The organism is Paenibacillus sp. FSL H8-0457, assembly GCF_038051935.1.
GTDB classification, from domain to species: domain Bacteria; phylum Bacillota; class Bacilli; order Paenibacillales; family Paenibacillaceae; genus Paenibacillus_AQ; species Paenibacillus_AQ lautus_A.
Genome location: NZ_CP150293.1, coordinates 343,498 through 364,076, shown reverse-complemented (window position 1 = coordinate 364,076; position 20,579 = coordinate 343,498). Strand labels below are relative to the sequence as shown.

At 49.3% G+C, this 20,579-nt stretch carries 16 protein-coding genes; 7 read left to right on the top strand and 9 right to left on the bottom strand.

Annotated elements, in window-relative coordinates; all coding sequences use genetic code 11:
* Positions 1 to 134 precede the first annotated feature (134 nt).
* The 5 genes from MHI43_RS01685 to MHI43_RS01665 all read right to left on the bottom strand — a co-directional run bounded on the left by MHI43_RS01685 (position 135) and on the right by MHI43_RS01665 (position 5,008).
* Positions 135 to 593 (bottom strand): Hsp20/alpha crystallin family protein, encoded by a 459-nt coding sequence (locus MHI43_RS01685; protein ID WP_036664830.1) that lies wholly within the window; start codon positions 591 to 593, stop codon positions 135 to 137.
* Between the two features lie 325 nt (positions 594 to 918).
* A complete protein-coding gene (locus MHI43_RS01680) occupies positions 919 to 1,146 on the bottom strand; it encodes a helix-turn-helix domain-containing protein (protein WP_012818546.1) in 228 nt (75 codons plus the stop codon).
* A 66-nt stretch (positions 1,147 to 1,212) separates the two neighbouring features.
* Positions 1,213 to 1,455: a cold-shock protein gene (locus tag MHI43_RS01675; protein ID WP_012818545.1), complete on the bottom strand. Its 243-nt coding sequence runs from the start codon at positions 1,453 to 1,455 to the stop codon at positions 1,213 to 1,215.
* 222 nt (positions 1,456 to 1,677) lie between these two features.
* Positions 1,678 to 1,878, bottom strand: coding sequence for a cold-shock protein (locus tag MHI43_RS01670; RefSeq protein ID WP_012818544.1), 201 nt, complete (start codon positions 1,876 to 1,878; stop codon positions 1,678 to 1,680).
* Between the two features lie 343 nt (positions 1,879 to 2,221).
* Positions 2,222 to 5,008 (bottom strand): glycoside hydrolase family 3 C-terminal domain-containing protein, encoded by a 2,787-nt coding sequence (locus MHI43_RS01665; protein ID WP_012818543.1) that lies wholly within the window; start codon positions 5,006 to 5,008, stop codon positions 2,222 to 2,224.
* A gap of 240 nt (positions 5,009 to 5,248) precedes the next feature.
* Between MHI43_RS01665 and MHI43_RS01660 the strand changes: the two genes are divergently transcribed.
* From MHI43_RS01660 to MHI43_RS01640, 5 genes are all read left to right on the top strand, one after another.
* Complete coding sequence (locus MHI43_RS01660) at positions 5,249 to 6,934, top strand: sigma-54-dependent transcriptional regulator (protein ID WP_036664993.1); 1,686 nt, start codon at positions 5,249 to 5,251, stop codon at positions 6,932 to 6,934.
* 160 nt (positions 6,935 to 7,094) lie between these two features.
* A complete protein-coding gene (locus MHI43_RS01655) occupies positions 7,095 to 8,078 on the top strand; it encodes a 2-keto-3-deoxygluconate permease (protein WP_036664831.1) in 984 nt (327 codons plus the stop codon).
* Positions 8,079 to 8,132: 54 nt separating this feature from the next.
* Positions 8,133 to 9,428, top strand: a complete 1,296-nt coding sequence (locus MHI43_RS01650; RefSeq protein WP_036664833.1) for a four-carbon acid sugar kinase family protein — start codon at positions 8,133 to 8,135, stop codon at positions 9,426 to 9,428.
* Positions 9,425 to 10,426: a 4-hydroxythreonine-4-phosphate dehydrogenase PdxA gene (gene pdxA, locus MHI43_RS01645; RefSeq protein WP_036664834.1), complete on the top strand. Its 1,002-nt coding sequence runs from the start codon at positions 9,425 to 9,427 to the stop codon at positions 10,424 to 10,426. Before MHI43_RS01650 ends, pdxA begins: the two co-directional genes overlap by 4 nt.
* A 184-nt stretch (positions 10,427 to 10,610) precedes the next feature.
* The gene (locus MHI43_RS01640; protein WP_012818538.1) at positions 10,611 to 10,787 is read left to right on the top strand and encodes a hypothetical protein; all 177 of its coding nucleotides are present in this window, start codon (positions 10,611 to 10,613) and stop codon (positions 10,785 to 10,787) included.
* A 64-nt stretch (positions 10,788 to 10,851) separates the two neighbouring features.
* On the opposite strand, the gene MHI43_RS01635 is transcribed toward MHI43_RS01640, so the two are convergent.
* The 3 genes from MHI43_RS01635 to MHI43_RS01625 form a co-directional block, all read right to left on the bottom strand.
* Positions 10,852 to 11,271 (bottom strand): DUF1259 domain-containing protein, encoded by a 420-nt coding sequence (locus MHI43_RS01635; RefSeq protein ID WP_012818537.1) that lies wholly within the window; start codon positions 11,269 to 11,271, stop codon positions 10,852 to 10,854.
* Between the two features lie 55 nt (positions 11,272 to 11,326).
* Complete coding sequence (locus MHI43_RS01630) at positions 11,327 to 11,746, bottom strand: DUF1259 domain-containing protein (protein WP_012818536.1); 420 nt, start codon at positions 11,744 to 11,746, stop codon at positions 11,327 to 11,329.
* 294 nt (positions 11,747 to 12,040) lie between these two features.
* Positions 12,041 to 15,661, bottom strand: a complete 3,621-nt coding sequence (locus MHI43_RS01625; RefSeq protein ID WP_036664995.1) for an S-layer homology domain-containing protein — start codon at positions 15,659 to 15,661, stop codon at positions 12,041 to 12,043.
* A gap of 265 nt (positions 15,662 to 15,926) precedes the next feature.
* On the opposite strand from MHI43_RS01625, the gene MHI43_RS01620 reads away from it, so the two are divergent.
* Positions 15,927 to 18,866, top strand: coding sequence for a histidine kinase (locus tag MHI43_RS01620; RefSeq protein WP_036664836.1), 2,940 nt, complete (start codon positions 15,927 to 15,929; stop codon positions 18,864 to 18,866).
* Positions 18,866 to 19,636, top strand: coding sequence for a response regulator (locus MHI43_RS01615; RefSeq protein WP_036664838.1), 771 nt, complete (start codon positions 18,866 to 18,868; stop codon positions 19,634 to 19,636). The genes MHI43_RS01620 and MHI43_RS01615 overlap by 1 nt, the downstream gene beginning before the upstream one ends.
* Before the next feature lie 120 nt (positions 19,637 to 19,756).
* On the opposite strand, the gene MHI43_RS01610 is transcribed toward MHI43_RS01615, so the two are convergent.
* Positions 19,757 to 20,431, bottom strand: a complete 675-nt coding sequence (locus MHI43_RS01610) for a uracil-DNA glycosylase (protein ID WP_036664839.1) — start codon at positions 20,429 to 20,431, stop codon at positions 19,757 to 19,759.
* Positions 20,432 to 20,579: the final 148 nt, after the last annotated feature.

Sequence of the window (20,579 nt, the reverse complement as noted above, 5' to 3'; positions counted from 1 at the left end):
TTACATTTAACTTATAATACCCTATATACTCCAGATAGGTTTCATTTGCCGAAATTCATTGGCATATATGTAAATTTATGACTAAGAAAGCACAAAAAAATACCCCCGACCTTATGGATCGGAGGGCATATATATTAGACATCATCCCGGATCTGGATGCGTTTCTTACCAGGTTCAGGCTTTTTTGGTATTTCAAGCTTAAGGACTCCATCCTTCAGGGAAGCGTCGATTTGGTCCTCGGCTATGTTCTGAACGTAAAATCTGCGCACATACTCGCCGTAACGGCGCTCCTTGCGGACGATGTGCTGGTTCGTATCCTCCACGCTCTGATCTTCCTTGCGCACGGCTTTGATCGTTAAGTAAGGGTCAGCGTAGCTGATTTCGATGTCGTCTTTTCGAAAACCGGGCAGCTCCGCCTCAACCAGATAAGCGTGCTCCGTCTCCTTGACGTCCGTCTTAAACGACATCATCGAACCCTTGAACGGCGCGAATACATCATCAGGAAAAGCGTCGTTAAAGGCATCATGAAATGACTTCATCAGTTGTCCGAAGGCATCCTCTCTGCGCTTGCCGAATGGCATCAATTCAAACATCATGAATTCCCCTTTCTTTGACCTTATTTGACCTTACGCTTTTATTATATGCCCGGAACGTTTAAATGCCAAAACCGATGATGCAGGAATTTGCGCCAAAACAGCTCGTTATCGGGCGGTTTGATTAAGAGAATTGTTTGAATCTTTAAATTTGACCTTTTTTGACCTTTAATGTGATTCGTTTAAAAGTTCCACCGATCGACTGGGAGCATGAAAAAAAGGAGCGCCCTTAGGGCACCCTCTTCTCTTATATATTCATATGGAAGGCGATACTGATCGAAGAGCTTGAGGCTCTGTCTCTGTATAAGCACAATACTGCTCTGTTTTATTGCTTTTCCATAATTCGATCGATTTCACTTTTCAACAAAAGGTATCGATGCACACTTCGCATGATCGGAACCTTAGTCAGCTTATTCTGATCGACATAGATCTTCATTTGATCTTTGGACAGACCTAACAAATGACCTGCCTCAGAAACGGTTAATACCTCCTTGTTACTTGTAGCATTAAACGTTTTTTTCACCTTTAGATTCCAATCTTCGAATGCCTGCATGAAATCTCAACCTTTCTTGTACGCAACGAACGAGGGCAGAATGTTTATGGGACCGTGAGAACCGCCCTACGACTTCGCGTCCTTGCGCTGATTCTTGCGGTAAAGCTTGATTTGCTGATCCGACGAAACGAGAATCGGCAGGATTTTATTGCTGCTGACCATGGACGAGGCGCACTGTGAACAAACGGGAACATCCTTGAACGAGAAATTGTCTCGAATCCAACCGTTACACCCTTCCTTCGTACAAGACCAGATCGCGGTCATCTCTTCCGGCAGATTTTCCAGTGGTTTATTCCAAGAATAAGACAATGCATTTCCCCCTCAGCTACATTTTTTAATACTTTCGTGCTTTAAACTAGCAAGCCTACCCTTTATAAGAAATACGTCAATCGACGTACTCTAAAAGAAGACGGACCGCGTTTAGCGGTAGTTTTTCTTGCGATATCAGGCAGCAGATCCTCCGAAATTTATACTTTCTGATATCTTATAAAAAAATCCCCAAACGATACGTTTGGGGATCCTTTCACGAGTCTACAGTTTTACAACGTTCTCGGCTTGCTGTCCGCGGTTGCCTTGGACTACGTTAAATTCAACGCGCTGTCCTTCGTCAAGCGACTTGAAGCCGTCACCTGCGATTGCACTGAAGTGTACGAATACGTCTTCGCCGCCTTCAACCTCGATGAAACCAAAGCCTTTTTCTGCGTTAAACCATTTCACTGTTCCTGTTTGCATAGAAACACCTCCTAAATTTATATGATTTTCTCATTTTTGGTTAAAAAACAAAAAATTCACATATTGCACAAGGTTCCTAATCAAAATAATAACCCTCTGCAATATGTGAATCTCAGGTCAAAATCCCAATAAACTTATTATACCTCAATGGATGTGGAATAGCAAACGACGAATGTTTTCCAATTCACTGCCGAAATTTTTAAGAAACCCTAAAAGAAGCCCGCTCCATGAGCGGGCCGCCTTCGTTATTTTCAAAAGAGAAGCATCGGACACTTACCATTTAATTTCATGTATCAATGAATCAGGCTAAACGGTACTTTGCGATATCCCATAGTGTTTAGATCTAAACCCCTTTAAATTCAATCCACTCGATCTGCAAGCCCGGCTTGACGAAGTCCAGCTTCATCTCGTAATAACCCGCTTCCAGCTCCACTTTGACAAGCTTCTGCCGAATCCATCTGCCGTCGGTGCCATTCGTTTGAATCGTGGTTACCGGCTGATCGTTCAGCGTGACGTTGCAGGCGCTTTGGGCCAGTTCCGATTCCGGCGACATGATGCGCACAATGATTCGGTACTCACCGGATTCCTCCACCTTCATATATGTTGATCCCGCTGCAGCCGGCTTCACTTGCGTGCTCTCCGATAAGGCTTGCGCTGATACCGACTCGAGGGAAGGATCGGCTTTAAATGAACCCACGGCTTCCTCGATCACCTGCTTTCTAGAGAAGACCGGCGCATGCATCAGGAATTGGCAGATGTTCATGGCGCTGCGCTGCAGCTCTCCACGGGTCAGCGTACCATTTTCCAAGGATGCCAGCGTATTGTCTTCCCAGGCGTTGATTTCTGCTCCGTAGTTCATGACCACCATGTACAAATCGTTTTGGGCACGGACCATCCAGTTCGTGTTTTTCCGATCGGCCGGGCCTCCGTTTACCACGTCGTTCATAATGGCCCACCAATCCGTCATGACGATGCCCTGAAATCCCCACTCTCCGCGCAGAATCGTGGTGTTCAGATCATAATTGGATGCCGCCCAGTGCCCATTGATTGGGTTATACGAGGTCATGATGGAGTTCGCCCCGCCCTGCTTCACCGCGATTTCAAAGCCTTTCAGATAAATTTCCCGAAGGGCCCGTTCGGATACGACGGCGTCGACTTTGCTCCGATGCTTCTCCTGGTTATTACAGGCAAAATGCTTCAGCGTGGCGTTGGAGCCGCCCTTCATAATCCCGCGCGTGCACGCCGCAGCAAAGGCGCCGGAGATGAGCGGATCTTCCGAGAAATACTCGAAATTGCGACCGTTCAGCGGGCTGCGCCGAATGTTCAGACCAGGACCAAGCAACGCATCGATGTTGTAGCTAAGCAGCTCCCGGCCTTCCATCACATAGAGCTCTTCGACCAGCTCCGTATTCCACGTAGCTGCAAGCAGGGTGCCAATGGCTACCTGCGTTGCCTGCTGCCCGCTGTCCATCCGAATACCGGACGGTCCATCCGCGGTGCAAGCCACCGGAATGCCGTAGTCGAGCAGGCGGTCGCTCACGCCGCCAAAAGCCGATGCCGTCCCTGCCGTAACCAGCGGACTGCTCATGCCTTCTCCTCTGACGATGACCGCCAGATCTTGATCGCTAAGCTGGGCGATGAAAGCCTCCATGCTGACTTTCTCCTCATGGACGTCCCTTAAGGTATAGCCTCGATTGCCCGTTTGCTCCAAGGTCGGCGGCAGGTTCAAGTGAATGCGCTCTTCCATGGCAATCGTGCGCTTCGGCACCTCCGCAAATGTAAGCTCGTACGAGCCGTCCTCCCTGCGAACGCCCGGCTTCATTCGCGTGAAGCTCTCCGTTGGCGCCATGGCTTCCTGAAGCTGCTCGACAACTTGCAGCGTTTCTACAACATAACCTTCTTGACCATCCAAGCCGATAGGCTGCACATTTCTCACGCTGGTTCCCGCGTACAGACGGTACGTTCCGGCCTCCAATACATAGGCTGAACGGTGGCCCGTCACGCCTGCATCGTCATAGGAGGCCATGGCATGAACCGGGAACTGGAGCGTTAGCTGCTGCGATTCCCCCGGCTGTAGCTCCTGCGTCTTCCCGAATGCGGCCAGAACTTTGGCAGGCTGACCCAGCCATCCTTGCGGTGCTTCATAATAAACTTGCACAACCTCTTTACCTGCATAGACGGTCCCGATATTGGTCACCTTCACGCCGATCTCAACGGTTTGTGCTCCCTCTCTAACCGCGAGCCTGGCTTCTTGCGGCTCGATTCGGAACTGCGTATAGGATAATCCAAACCCGAATTCATACTGGACGGCTGCGGGTCGAAACGTTTCGAAAAAACGGTAGCCCACATAAATATCCTCTTGATACAGGTTCTTAAGCTCATTGCCATAATTGCGGGTCGATGGATAATCCTCGATCGAATAAGCAATCGTATCGGTCAGTTTGCCGCTGGGCGTCACCTTGCCCGCCAATACGTCTGCAATGGCGTTACCGCCCTCCATGCCGCCGTGCCAAGCATAAATGACTGCAGAAATCGGGTGCACATAACCTTCATCGAGCATCCAGCTCATATCGATAATGTTGGATACATTCAGGACTACAACGGTTTGCTCGAAGTGTGCGGTCACCTGCTGCAGCATGGCTTTTTCTTCGGACGTTAACTGGTAGCTGCCCGGCTCATTGGCATTATCCTGATCTTCACCGGCCGTCCGCCCGATGACAACGATCGCCTTGTCGGATACCCGTCTTGCCGCGGAGACCAGCTCATCGGTCAAAGGCATTTCCTTCTGATGCCACGGCTCAGCCGCCCAGCCGCCCCCGCCGTTATCGAAAGGATTCTGCTCGATCCATTTCTCATAAACAGCAGCCAATTCTTCATTGACGGCGATGCCCTTCTGATCCCGAAGACCGCCCAGCAGATTCGTTGTATGGGAAACATGAACGCTGCCTCCCGACCCCGTACCGCTGCGGTAATAATGGATCTGCGTCCTGCCAAAAACGGAAACGGTTTCGTTCGACTGCAGGGGCAGAGCCTGTCCTTCATTCTTTAACAGTACGGCACCTTCGGCGGCAACTTTTCGGCTGAACTCCGCAAAGCCTTCCAAAGGAGCTCCCACTCTCTGTGTACTCAATATGTTCCCTCCTGTTTGTTTCTCCAAATCACCAAGCCATATGAAGAAAGATTGTAAATGCCTGACGAATTCCAATAATAGGTATTAGGCATCTATGTACTATCATAGTAACAAATTCCGTAGGGGAATACAGTGCAATGTTCGCAGGATGCGATGAAGTTGGCTATAATAATGTAAACATCTATATTCCGTCAACACGGATATGCGATTGGATGATTTTGAATGAAGGCAGGATCAGTTATGCGTATACGTGTCCATATGATCGCTCCTTATGAAGCGATGGTTCCCATCATACAAGAATGCATTCCTCTGTTTCCCCAGTTAGACATACAATACGCCGTCGGCGATTTGCAAAAAGGGGCCGAGCTGGCAGCTTCGGCTCAAAACAACGGAGCCGAGGTGATTATCAGCCGCGGCGGAACGGCCCAGCTGATTAAAGCCGCGGTATCCATCCCCGTCATTGACGTCCACCTGTCCGGATACGACATGATCCGTTCCTTGACGCTGGCGAGCCAGTTTAACGGAAAAACCGCCATTGTCGGCTTTTCCAATATTACATCGGGCGCCCAATCGATTATTGATTTAATGGATCTGCCTTTAAAAGTGTATACCATACACAGCTCCGAAGATGTTGCACGGTTATTGCTGGAGCTGAAAGCTGCCGGATACCGGCAGGTAGTCGGGGATGTCATCACCGTCCATACGGCCGAGGCTTACGGGTTAAAGGGCCTCCTCATCCATTCCGGCAAAGAATCCATCATGCGAGCCCTGGACGATGCCCAGCTCATCTACCGCTACCTGAGCAACAACCATACCGTCTCGGCCATTCTGAACGACCTGGTTGCCAAAGAACACCCCAATCTCGTGATTTTTAACGATCAGAATGAAATCGTATATGAGCAATTAGCCGATTTTAAGCACAGCCCTTTGACGGATAACCATATCTATCTGATCAATACTAATGTAGAATTCCACAAATCCCAAGTGCAGAATGTTTTTACGATGGACGATTACCAGCTTTCGGTCACAGCCTATGAAACCACATTGGATAACAGAAGCTATAAAGTATACGCCTTGGAAAAAGGGCGGCCCTATGAATTTGCGCAGTCAGGCATCAAAGCCTACGCTGAACCATTAGCAGAGCCGATGATTGCCGAATCCGCTGCCATGCGCACCACGTTGGCAAGCATCCAAGCTCTGTATCAACATCATGAGCCCATTCATCTGCTTGGCCGGGAAAATACGGGCAAATCTTTCATCGTGAAGTATATTCATCAATTGTACGCGGACGGCGGATTGCTGCTCCAGATCGATTTAGCCCAGGTTTCCCCGGATCAGTTAGGAACCCTTCCGCTGTCCAAAGCCAGGACCGTGGAATTCATCCATGTGGAAGAATGCATACAGGATCCGAGTTTGATAGCATTTGTGGAGACCTGCCTAAATAGGCGGATTGGCGTATTCATACTTAGCGATCGGGCACTTGACCTACACGAAACCCCGAACATGAGCCTGAATACGATCATCATGCCTTCGCTTTCGGACCGTTTGGAGGATCTGCCTTCGCTTATTCAGCTCTTTTTAAGCCGATACCATCAAAAATACGGGACGGCGGCGGTCAAAATAAAGGAAGATGCCTTGCAGCTGATAAGACAGAATGCTGCGCACATGACGATCGGCCAATTAAAGCAGCTCATTAAACAGGCTGCGATGAACGAAACCGACTATGTGATTTCAGCCGATACACTAGCACGCTTGCTCGATCATCAGCCTCCAGCCTCAAACCCTATTCCGTTGAAAGGGACGCTTAAAGAGATCGAGAAAGGCATTATTCAATACGTACTCCTCGAGGAAAAGAATAACCAATCTAGAGCAGCCGAACGATTAGGGATTAATCGGGCCACGCTTTGGCGTAAACTTAAAGAATAAATTTAAGTTTACGTCTTTTTTTATCTTTAGTGTTGCAATTTTAAACAATTTATTAGATTTATCTCATTTACAGAAATTATATGTTGCTAAAACAAACAATTTGAACTAGTATAATTACTGCAAGCGCTTCAATAAAACGATTACACAAGGAGCTAACATTATGAAAATTAAAGCGACATTAGATCGTATCCCTGGCGGTATGATGGTTGTTCCCCTCCTCATCGGAGCGTGCATCAATACATTCGCACCAAACGCTTTGCGGATCGGCGGGTTTACGGAAGCCTTATTCGTGAACAGCTCGAGTACGCTCATCGCCCTTTTCTTATTGATTGCCGGCACGCAAATTACGTTCAAAACAGCGGGTTCGTCGGTCGGAAAAGGCGTCACGCTGCTTGTGTTTAAATGGGCGATAGGCGCATTATTAGGTTTGGTCGCCATCCTGTTTGCGGATTCCAATGGATTATTCCTGGGTCTTGCCCCACTTGCCATTATCGCCGCGATGACGAATTCAAACGGCGGACTGTATATTGCGTTAGCCGGACAATACGGAAAAGAGGATGACAAAGCTGCCTATCCTTTCCTCGCATTAAGCGACGGACCGTTCTTGACGATGGTGGCGCTCTCAATCTTCGGCGCCATGGGCTTTGCCAACGGCATGTTCTCGCCGATGTCTTTCGTTGCCGTACTGCTTCCGCTGCTCGTCGGCGTCGTCATCGGGAACCTGGACCGGAATATGGCCGATTGGCTGCATAAAGGCAGCGACAAGCTGGTTCCGTTCTTTGCCTTCTCGCTCGGTATGGGCATCAATTTCTCATCCATCATTCAAGGCGGACTCAGCGGTATTCTGCTTGGCGTGCTGACGGTACTGCTCACGGGCGGCATTGGTTTCCTGCTGTTCAAGGCAATCGGCTGGAATCCGATTGTCGGTGCTTCCGAAGGCTCCACGGCGGGTAATGCGGTAGGCACGCCGGCTGCGATCGTCGCCGCGAATGCTTCCTTCGCGCCGATTGCCGAAATCGCGACCGTGCAAATCGCCGCGAGCGTCGTGACGACCGCCATACTGCTGCCTGTCTTCATTGGTTTCCTGTCCAAGAGACTGGAGAAATCAGGCGGCGTCGAAAAATACAACAACCCTGCAGCATAGAGGTTATCCCTAACCCCTCGATTGCATCGTTTTTCTCAAGGAGGAGGTAACTGCATGAAATTAGCCATCATTGCAGATGATTTGACAGGTGCCAATGACAGCGGGGTCCAACTCGCTCGTCATGGCCTTAAAACAAGCGTTCTGTTCGATATGGACCAAGACAACATTCGTCATTACGATGCCGTTGTTTTTGATACGGACAGCCGTTCCATAACACCTGAAGAAGCTTATCAGCGAGTAAGCCGGGCCGCTCAATTTTTAACCGATGCCGGGTTTGATACGATTTTCAAAAAAATGGACTCCACCATGCGCGGCAATATCGGGACCGAAATTGATGCGTTATATGATGTGGTGAAGCCGGACTTTATGATGATCGCTCCGGGTTATCCCAAGAACAATCGAACCATTCTCAACGCTACCCATTACTTGAATGGAGTACCGTTAGCCGAAACCGAGATTGCCCATGATCCCAAAACGCCTGTCACCCACTCCTATCTTCCCGACTTGCTGAAGCTGCAAACCAAGTATGCCGTCGGCGAGATCTCAGTCCGTGACCTGGAAGCTGGAGCAGGCCGCATTGAAGGCAAATTAAAAGAGTTTCAAGAACATAACATACCGTATGTGCTGATCGATTCCACGGAAGAAGCTCATTTGGAGTTCATCCTGCACATCACCGGTCAGCTTCCCTACAAGTTCGCGTGGGCAGGCTCCGCAGGCATTGCCAACTATCTGCCAGCCCATTATCATATTTCGTCCAAACCGAGGGAGCTTGCCATCGCGCAGAATCAGGGACCGATCCTTACCGTGGTCGGCAGCGTGAATAAGAACTCCCGTGCCCAGCTAAAGCTTTTGCTGGAACATACCGACGTGGTTCCCGTGCATTTCGAGTCCTATAAGGCTGTGTCCGATTCAGCGGAGCGTATGGAAGAAATGAATCGCGTCTATCAAGAAGTCAAGCTGCACGCACTGGAAGGCAAAGATATCGTGATCTATTCCACGGCGGAGTCCTCCGACATCGAACAGGCCCGTGCCGTAGGCGAAGCCCGCGGGCTCAATCACACCGAGGTCAGTAATGAGATTGTGCGCGCCATGGGAGAGATCTGTGCCAAGCTGCTGGAGCACGGCTATTTCAAGGGCGTATCCATGACAGGCGGAGACACGGCCAAACAAATCTGCATGCAATGGAGCATTAGCGGCTTCGAATTGCTGGACGAGCTGGAAATCGGCGTGCCGATCTCGAAATTTCTGGGGATCGACGATCTGTATGTGGTCACCAAGGCAGGCGGATTCGGCAAGCCGGACGTATTTATCCATGCGATTCAAACGATAAAAGGAGGTAATCCAGCATGAAACCGACGGTTGGAATTACGATGGGCGATGCGGCAGGCATCGGACCCGAAATCATTATGAAGGCCTTATCCCATCAGGAGATGTACGATAACTGCAACCCGCTCGTGATCGGCGACGCTAAAATACTAGAACGCGTGCTTCCGATTATCGGCTCAAGCCTGAAGGTGAACGCCATTCAAGAGCCAGCCGAAGCAACATACGAGTTCGGCACCGTAGACGTCATTGATCTGGACCTCGTGCCGGCTGACCTTGCATTCGGCGAGGTATCGGCCGTCGCGGGAGATGCCGCTTTTCAGTTTCTGGCCAGAGCCATCGATCTGGCGAAGCAGCGGAAGATCCATTCCATCTGCACGGCTCCGCTGAACAAGGAAGCTCTGCATCAAGGCGGACATATGTATCCGGGTCACACCGAAATTTTGGCTGATCTCACGGATACCAAGGATTTCTCGATGATGCTGACGACCCCGAACCTGCGGGTCATTCATCTGACGACGCATATGGGATTGATCGAGGCCATTCAAAGCATCAACCCGGAAAGAACGTATACCGTCGTCAAACTGGCCCACGATACCTTGAAAAAGGCCGGTTTCGACAATCCCAGAGTCGCGGTCTGCGGAATCAACCCGCATGCGGGCGAGAACGGATTGTTCGGTAACGGCGAAGAAGAAGAAAAGCTGCTCCCGGGCATCCAGCGCGCCCAGCAGGAAGGCATTAATGTAGTCGGCCCCCTCCCTGCGGATACGTTATTCTTCAGAGCTGGCCGAGGCGATTTCGATATCGTCGTGGCCTGTTACCATGACCAGGGACATGCGCCGATCAAGGTCATGGGCATCGAAGAGGGCGTGAACATAACGGTCGGACTGAAAGGCGGCATCATCCGCACCTCGGTCGACCACGGCACAGCCTTCGATATTGCAGGGAAGAACATCGCCGATGACAAGAGCATGCTCGCCGCGATTCGTTCTGCCATTGAGCTTGCCCCGAAGGATCAAATATAATCGTTTGACGATCGAAGATGTCATATGTAAAAGACCCGGCTTCCGCCGGGTCTTTTTTTTCTATGCCTGGAGAGAACAAATCTAGGCCCTCGTTCAAGCCAAAGCTGGAGTACGAATAGCTGCACGACCGCCAGCACATAATAAACATCACAATCGATTCCAGTAAATAAGGAGGACCCTTCCATTGAGCACGAACCAACCGGACAAAAATCTGATCAACACGGTGGAACAACTGGCAGAGACACCCGTGAACAGCCATGAGGCCCAGCAACAGCAGCAAGCCCGCAATGATCGCCGGAAACAGGCTCTGCATGACAGCGACGGCAAATACAAGGAGAATGAGTCCAAGAACTATCACTAGGGCAGTAACCTCGTAAAAAAGCGACCGATTACGGTCGCTTTTCTAATATTTTTCCATCCGATAGTTAACCTAAGAATGCAATAGAACGCTTTACTTTTCTTGCAAATGCAATGGGATCATCGACGGACTCCCAGTGAACATACATCAGGCGGGGATTTTCAAACAACCAGTGATTGTGGACGGCCGTTACTTTAATCCCGTTCTTACGAAGATTCGACAGCAATCGATTCACTTGGCCTTGGAAGAGAGCCGTTTCTCCCAAACAAAGCGCGCGACCGGAACTGTCCAGGGATTCAAACGAGAAGAGTTGGTAACGGATCAAAGGAGAAGTGGTACGTCTACCTAAGATAGATGCGTTTACTCTTCTATTTCTGGAGACAAAGCAAACTGGGCCTTTTGTAATTTCATGCTCCGTTCCGCCTAAAATACTTGAGAATTGGTCACATAATCTTCTAAAGCGAGGACTTGCTTGCACTTCCGCCATACGTAATCATCCTCTCATGAAATGATAGAAATATGAACGATATGACTCAACCGCATTAACCCAAGAATGCAATGGATTCTTTTGTTTTTCTGGCAAACGCAACCGGATTGTCAATCGATTCCCAATGCATATACATTAAACGAGGCTGTTCTTTTAGCCAGTGATTATGGAGCGCCGTTACTTTAATTCCCCGTTTGCGGAGATTCGACATCAATCGATTCACCTGGTTTTGATGCACGGCAGTCTCACCCAAACAAAGCGCACGGCCCGACTGATCAAGCGATTCAAACGAAAACATTTGCATTTGAACCAAAGGGGAACGCGTTCTTCTTCCCAAAATCGTCTCTCTTAAGTTCGTCATCCGCGTGACAAAACAAACCGGACCTTCTTCGATTTCCGATTCGCCGCCTAGGATTCTTCCAAATTGGTTGCAAAGCCTTTTGAATTGCGGGCTCACTCTAACCTGTTCAGCCATGATAAGTCCTCCTTTAATCGTATTCTTGGTATCATATGATCGAAGGAGAAAATAGTATTGGACCAATAACTTATTTATAAGAATAAAAAGATATTAATATATCTGCATCTATACCCAACTCTAAAACTTAAAGGCGACAGCCTTATGATGCTGTCGTCTTCAAATTATATATATACGTCGTTTCGCAGAACAAAAATGTATATCCAACGGCAAAAGACCACCTTAAAAAGGTGGTCTTTAAAGTATGCGTGGAGGCGAACCGTGACTATTTACAGCCACATTTCACTGACGCCCCTATTCCTTCCAATCTTCAATTCCGGTCTCAAGCTGCTCAAACCCATGCGGAATCGAAGCTTCCATAATGTCTGAATAATAGTCGTGATTTTCCGGAACATCGGTCCACTTCGGTTCAACCTTGATATCCCAAGGTTTACGATCCAGCAGTTGGTTCAGGATTCGAACAACCTCTAATCTCGTAATCGGCTGATTCGGATGGAAGGTCTCCTCCGTGAAATCGAACAGCACACCTTGCTCCTGAGCCGTTGCAATGGCTTTTTCAGCCCAGTGTCCCGCTACGTCCGTGTATGTGATCTCCTGGACAGCGTCCCATTTATACAAATTCATGAGAATCTGTGCAAATTCCGCCCGCGTGATCTGCTTCTTCGGTTTGAATGTATTGTCGCCGAAACCGACCATCCATTTATTGTTGGTTGCGGTCGTAATCGCGTTCGTTGCCCAATGTTTCGCACTCACATCCGAATACGATACTTTCTTCGAGCTCGCTGCGGATGTATACAAACGAGACAGGATCGCAGCCATTTCGGACCGGACAATGCCACGATCCGCTTGGAACGTGCCGTCAGGATATCCGACCATGTATGCGCGATGATCGCCTGCGGCCTTCACTTTCGGCTCCTGGGAGAAGCTGAATTTCACGATCGTGTCACCGACGTGGATGACTCCGTCCTTAATATAGCTGTCAGCGCCAAAGCGCTCTTCACGCTTATCGGTACGGCTGTCAAAAACAACGTATCCGTTCTTCTCGCCCAAGAAGTAGTAATCGCCATTGGCGTAAACCATCCAGCCATATTGACCGCTGTCTGAGCTCATTTGCGGGTTATGGTTCTTGTTGGGTGCAAAATCAGGAAGCTCAGGCAAATTGACAAGCGTTCCCGGCACTCTGCCTTTGGAACGATTCAGCTCCGTATCTGCCCAATACAATTGCATCTTCACGCCTGCAACAGGCTGTTCCGTCACCTTATCGAGAATCGTGCCATATGGATCGACTAGATCAACCGATAACTTGGCATTTCCATTGCTATCGACGCTCAGCTTGCCGGCAGGACCAGCCAGCTTCTCCCCGTTAGGCGCGATCACGTTCAGCGACAACGTATATTCGCCAGGTGCAACTTTCGGAAGCGTAAAGCTGCCGTCCTGGTTCATTGCGATATTCGGCAGATTCAATTCTTGACCGTTTGCCGATTTTATTTTCCCCGATACTTTCAGGCTGTCTCCGACGAGCTTCGTAATTTTGTCCTGAACGACTTTGCCCCCGTTGGCTTGATCGGAAACAACAACGTCCGTTTTCATAGTAGGTGCAGGTTGCTGTACAACGTTTGTATTCCCTGCAGGCGGATCTTCTGCCGGTACCGCAGGCGCGTTCGGCTTGATGCTAACCACATTGGACAAACCTGCATGTGGACCTGATTCGACATTTAGTCGGAAATAGTAGGTTTCGCGGCTCGATAAACCGGCTACGATTGCACTCGTTGATCCGGCATCCAGCGTCTCAAACGGGCTGACCGGCGTAAAGGTGGTGCCGTCCGTAGATTTTTCCACAATGATGTTCGTTGCCCCCGTTAAAGCAGGGAAATTCAATGTCACTTGTCCGACGCCCGCAACGGCCGACAACGTGGTGATCGGTTCCGAAGGGGAAGCCTGAACCACATTGGACAAGCCAGCATATGGACCCGATTTGACGTTCAATCGGTAATGATAGGTCTCGCCGTTCGTCAATCCGGTTACGGTTGCACTTGTAGAAGCAGCATCTAATGTCTCCAACGGGCTAACCGCAGTAAACGCGGTGCCGTCCGTAGATTGTTCAACCACAATGCTCGTTGCCCCTGTCAATGCCGGGAAAGTCAATGTCACTTGCCCATTGCCTGCATCTGCCGATAACGTGGTTAACGATTTCGACGGCGAGGCTTGGACTACGTTGGATACGCCGTCATATAGTCCGGATTCGACGTTCAGTCGGAAATAGTAGGTTTCACCGTTCGTTAATCCGGTTACGGTTGCGCTTGTTGAAGCCGCATCCAGCGCCTCCAATGGTTTTACCTGCGTAAAGTTGGTACCGTCGGTAGACTGTTCGACCACGATGTTTGTTGCACCTGTTAAAGCAGGGAATTTCAATGTCGCTTGCTGATTGCCCGCAACAGCGCTCAATGTGCTTAAAGGAGCCGGATCTGCGGCAAGAACATAGACGGTAAACGTCTTCTCGCTTGTCAGCCCGTCTTTGGTGATGGTTGCCGTCAAGGTCACGTAAGTTCCCGACTGGTTCGTAACCGGTCTCGTCACGGTTCCATCAGGTGCAATGACCGACGGCTGGTCGGAGGACCAGACGGTGGTGACGTCATCGTCTTGCTTCAATGTTAGATTGTTTTTCACCGAATTTTTCGTGTCGGCAAAATGATACTCGATATCGGTTTTGTCCTCTGCCGTTTCAATGGCTTGAATGGCTTCTTTATAATCGGAAATCAGTTGATCCGCGATCCGATTCGCAATTTCTTGAATGATGTCGTCGGTTGATTTGTCGGAATCGACATGCAGTCCGCCTTCGTTCAAACCGCGGATAAAATCATCGTTGGTGTCCGTATAAGTCGACTCCGTAACGCCGATATACTGTGTGCCTTTGTTATTGAACGCTTCCGTCAGCTTGGTTTGATTCGATCCCTGATCCAAATCCCCGCGAGGGTCATCGTTAATGTTCACGACATAGCGCAGCGGCGACGTCCCCCACAGGATATTATCGACCGCTACATCCAACGGCTTGCTCGAAGTTGAATATAATTTCATATTGTCGAATGAAAAAATCGAAATGATCTCGCAGCCATGGCCTATATGGCTGACGATCGGACCAAATTCATCTCCGTAAACGTCCGGAAGGGCTAGATTACGAATGATTTGGTCGCCATTATCCCACATGCTCAGCGTCGTATCCGTTACGACGATTTTAATGCTGTGGTGGGTGGATGCCCCTTTCGGAAAACTTCCGATGGAGGTAACGCCTGACATGGAACTCAAAGGACTCCACGTTTCATTGTGCAGAGCGGCTGCGTCTACGCCATCGATCTTATATACATTGATGGCACCTTGAACATATAAAATCGCATACCCGCTTAATTTCCCGCTGACGTCGATTTGGGTATTAAATAGAAAACCGCCGCCTTCCATGCTGTGGTAATCCACTTTGGATTCATCCATGTCGAAGGTAATGATCTTCTTACCTGAAGGGCTTTCCTGCGTCAGCATGAAATCCTTATACGCGGGCGAGGTATAACCATAGAAGGTTAACGTGTTACCGCCGTTGGAAGCTTGAACGTGATTGTAATCGGCTGTTTCAACCGCCGGGGGAATCGCATAGCCAAATTGATCTATATACCAACTGTCATATCCGGCATGCACATACGTCGTATCTGTTACCGTTGTCCGGTCTGCGCTCGCGTCCATGATGGACACATATTTAGGATTTACGCTTTGTGCGCTCAACCGGGCTTTAATTGCATCATTCAACTGGCTCTCAAAATCACTGGAATCATAGATGCTCGTTCCGGCATTATAGTAAACCTCTGCTACCGGCGAGAGCGCATATGCCATTGGCATATGCGTAACAATTAACAGCGTTGCCACGATCATTGAAATTATCTTTTTCTTCAACTATTTCACCCATCCTGTAAGTTAGTAATCGTATGACATCCAACAACGACCCTTGACCCCTTGTACCATTCAGATATATAAATTTGTGCGGATAACTCCCTCCAACGAAGCAGATTGTAAAAATTGTTAATTTCAACATATCAGAAGCATCTCTCAAAAATCTCTCAAATTTCGACTATTATCGACAGGTAGATTTTTGAGAGATCTTTGCCATATGATAGAGTCCATAAGGGTGTGACTATACATGAAGAAATGGATGGGTTATCTGGGTGCAATTTGCGCCTTAATCGCCATTCTCTATATGATTTTTAGCGACCGGGATACGGGTGCCGTCCATATCAAAGCCGTAGACGGCGTGCTTGACTTGCGAGAGCTCAAGGATTCGCCGTTTGTATCGCTAGCCGGCGATTGGAAATTCACCGCCGAATCTTTTGTCGACCCGGCCGACTTTTCAAGCGAAACCGATTATCTTTCAGTACCCGGTCCCTGGGCATCGGATGTCGAGTGGGGATCCTACCAGTTAATCGTATACCTGCCGGACCACTGGACCGATGAGATCGGTCTCCGTGTTCGGAATATCTGGTCTGCCCATACCATCTATATTGATGGCGTACCCCTATCGAAAATAGGGACCGTGGCAGCAACCAAACATGCGACAACCCCAGACAATCCTGCCTATGAAGCGTATTTTAAACCGGAGGGCCGGCAGCTGCTGATTACCATTCATGCCTCCAATTTCTATAACACGAGAGGCGGCATCGTCCTGCCGATCGATTTCGGCGACGCCGAGCAGATGAAGGAAGACGTACAGCGGGATCTTTCCTTGGAATGGACGGCTACCTTATGTTTGCTGCTGTTCAGCATGTTCCATATCACGATCTACATGCTGCGAACGAAGGACGAGGCTTTCTTGTACAGCGGTCTGCACTTTCTGCTATTGGCATGGGTCATCGTGCTGCGAGGAGAGCGGCTGTTCATTCGGGAGTTTCCGTCATTTCCCTTTGAGCTCTATTTTCGCCTGCAGGACAGCTTGACCTTCTTGGCCTCCACCTTGCTGATTGTCTTTATCGTCAAAATGATTCCTTCCATCATGAGCCGAAAGACGATGTATCTGCTGTTTCTGCCGATCCTGGCCTACGCGTTCTTTAATGCGGTTCTCCCGGCCAGAACCATGTCGATTACGCAGTATCCGCTCTTTTATTACAACGATGGATTAATCCTAGGCATTATTATTCGCATCTTCTATCTGACGATGAAGAAGCGAATCAACATCCGTAAGAATGAAGCCGTCATTCTCATGTCAATGCTTCTGTTTCTAGCCGTATTCGCGATAAGCGCTTCATCGGACAGCTTATTCTTCACCGGGCGCAACTATATGAACCGAATCGGGCTGGTCGGGTTTGTCATGACGATGAATGTTTTTCTGGGCATACGCCTGATGAACCGGGCCGAGGAATCGGAGAAGCTGAGCACCAGGCTGCAGAAGGCTAACGATGCGAAGGATGCCTTCTTGAAGGTCACGACGCAGGACCTGCAGAGGCCTCTGCACGATGCCGTTCATCTGGTGGGGTCCATCAACCGGGAGCCCCATCGCGAGAAGCAAGGCGAGCAATTGTACTTGGCTGAACAGCTGATGGGGAACATGGTGTATTTATTGAGGGATCTGCATGATTTCACCCGCATTCGGTTTGATGATTACGCGATCCAGCTCAAGTCCACCAATGTTCGGATGGTCATGCTCCATGTCATTCAGCTGATGCAGTTTACCTTCACGAAGAAGAAGATCGCAATCAACGAACAGATTCCGAAGCAGCTTTACGTATGGGCGGATGAGCAGCGCCTGACGCAGGTATTCATCCGAATCATGACCGAGATCTCTCACGATACCGTAGATGATCAGCTGAGCATTGAAGCCGTACAGGTGGGCACGGAAGTCCTGCTTCGAGTGACGTCAAGCGGCGAATCCATGGCAGCGAATCGGGAACGCCCGCATTCTTCGGGGCTTATGATGACGGAGGAACTCGTCCAACAGATGAATGGATGCATCGCATATGAACGCCTGCAACGCGGCATTCGCTTTACGGTCACCCTGGCTTTCAGCGAATGTAAAGAGCCGGTTAACGCAGCGGAGCATGAATACGATCTACAGTCTGCGGCGCACGCAGAAGATCGGACGTTAGGAACGCTCCTGATTGTGGATGATGACGTGATGCATGCGGAAGTCATGAGGGATATGCTGGGGGACGCTTACAAGGTACGAATCGCTTATTCGGCTCAAGAAGCGCTTGACTACTACAGGAATCATCCGGAAATCGCGATGATGATCATGGATGACATCATTCCAGGCGACATGGATAGTCTGGAATTGCTTCGGCAAATCCGTATACAGGCATCCTTAATGGATCTGCCGATCTTGATGATGATTTCTTCCGAATATCCCAGACATGTTGAAATGATTTTTGCAGCCGGCGCCAATGATTATTTGCTGAAGCCTTTTTCCAAAGAGACCTTGATGGCCCGCTTGAACGCTGCGGAACAAACAAAGCAGTCGATGCTGAAGGCGATTGAGTATGAAATGGCATTTCTGCAGACCCAAATTAAACCGCATTTTCTATACAACGCGCTTAGCAACATCATTGCCTTTTGCTATACGGATGGGGAGCGTGCAGCCTATCTTCTAACGATGCTCAGCTCATTCCTGCGTTATATCTTCGAGACGAGCCGGGATGGACAATTCTCCACCCTGCAGAAGGAGCTGGAGATTATCGAGGCCTATGTCGAGGTGGAAAAAGCCAGATTCGGCGAACGTTTAACCTTTGCTTATGACATCGATCCGTCCATTGTAGCGGAGCATGTTCGGATTCCTAGCCTGCTCCTGCAGCCTTTAGTCGAGAATGCGATACGCCACGGCCTATTCGACAAGGAAGGTCCGGGACATGTCCAGGTCACCATTTCCTTGCACGCATCCTGCTTGAACATACGCGTCGCCGATGATGGAGTAGGCATGTCGGCCGCGCAGTGCGCTCAGTTGATGGGGGGAACGGCCGCCAATGCCGGAATCGGGTTCACGAATGTACGTCGTCGCGTACATGATCTTACCCAAGGAAGCCTGGAACTTCACTCGTCGCCGGGCAACGGAACAACCATTCAAATAACGATTCCCGTGAAGGAGGGACAAGGGTAATGTGGAAGATCATTATCGTGGAGGATGAGAAACCGATTCTGGGCCTGCATGCCCGTTTGCTTGAAACGCATGGCCCGTTTCAGGTTGTAGGCTGCTTCGAATCGCCGTTCGATGCGCTGCAGGAAATACCGAAGCTGGATCTGGACGCACTCGTGCTCGACATTGAAATGCCGAGAATGACGGGACTTCAGCTGGCTCAGAACTTGGTGGAGAATGGGATCGACGTGCCTGTGATCTTCACGACCGCTCACCAGCAATATGCCGTGCAAGCCTTTCGCGTTCAAGCCCTGGATTATCTCTTGAAACCGATGACCATCAATATGGTGAAGCAGCTGGATGAACGCCTTCAGAAGTATTACGGCCAGAGACCCAAGCAGGCACAGAAGAAGGAGTTCGATGTCCAGTTATATGGGGAAGCTTCCGTTACGAAAGGCGAGCAGCTTGTAAAATGGCCTACCCGCATCACGGAGGAGCTGTTTTACTATTTGCTGCTGCATGAGAATAAATTGTGCCCGAAGTGGAGAATCATTGATGATCTCTGGACGAACGTGGAGGAAAAACGCGCAATTTCCAATCTGTATAATACGATTTACCGGATGCGTCAGCTGTTTATGGAGCTCGATATGCCCATCGTCATCGAACGAGTGAATGATGGTTACATCATGAATGCGAACAACAGCATCGTCATGAAGCCGAAAGAAAGGCCGGATGCCCTTCTATTGGAATCGAAAGGATATCTGTGGGCCTACGCTTTCGAATCGGGCCGTTAGAAAAGCAAAAGTCCATCCTTAATAGTAAACGAAAACCACATCCTGATGCGGATGTGGTTTTTTGTTTAGATACTATCGCTTGCAGAATGCAGAGGTTTCGCTAATGCCCTCTCCTTCCGCTTACAAGTTCGGAATCTGCCAATCCACTTCCTGAATCCCCATACTGCGTAGAAATTCGTTAGCGCGAGAAAACGGCTTGCTGCCAAAAAAGCCTCGATGCGCAGACAACGGACTCGGATGCGGCGAACGAATCAGTTTATGCTGCCGGTTCGTAATGAGCTCCGCCTTCTTCTGGGCGTGGCTTCCCCATAACAGGAACACGACAGGTTCATTTTTCCGGTTGATCGTCTCAATAACCTTATCCGTAAAGCTTTCCCATCCCCTGTTTTTATGAGAATTCGCTTCATGGGCCCTTACGGTGAGCACCGTATTTAGAAGCAGTACCCCCTGCTTCGCCCATGTTATCAGATGGCCGTTATTGGGAATGAAGCAGCCCAGATCATCCTGAAGCTCCTTATACATATTTTGCAAGGAAGGAGGCGTGCTGACGCCCTCTTTGACAGAGAAGCTTAGGCCGTGAGCCTGTCCCGGTCCATGATAAGGATCCTGGCCCAAAATGACCACCTTGGTGTCGGCCAGCGGCGTATAGTGCAGCGCGTTAAAAATATCGTATTTATCGGGAAAAATGGTCTTCGTCCGATATTCGTCAATAAGAAATCCCCGCAGCTGTAAGTAGTATGGCTTCGTAAACTCCTGCTCTAAATATGTCGCCCAGTCATTCTTCAATATCGCCATTTCGGGTTCTTTCCTCCTGCCATGGTCATAAAAATAAGATATAACTAGATTATATCATACGGATTATTTTCGGTATTTTCCTGACACCTAACCCTCACGAAGACGCAAAAAAGCGACCGATTACGGTCGCTTTTTCAATTTGGTTGTA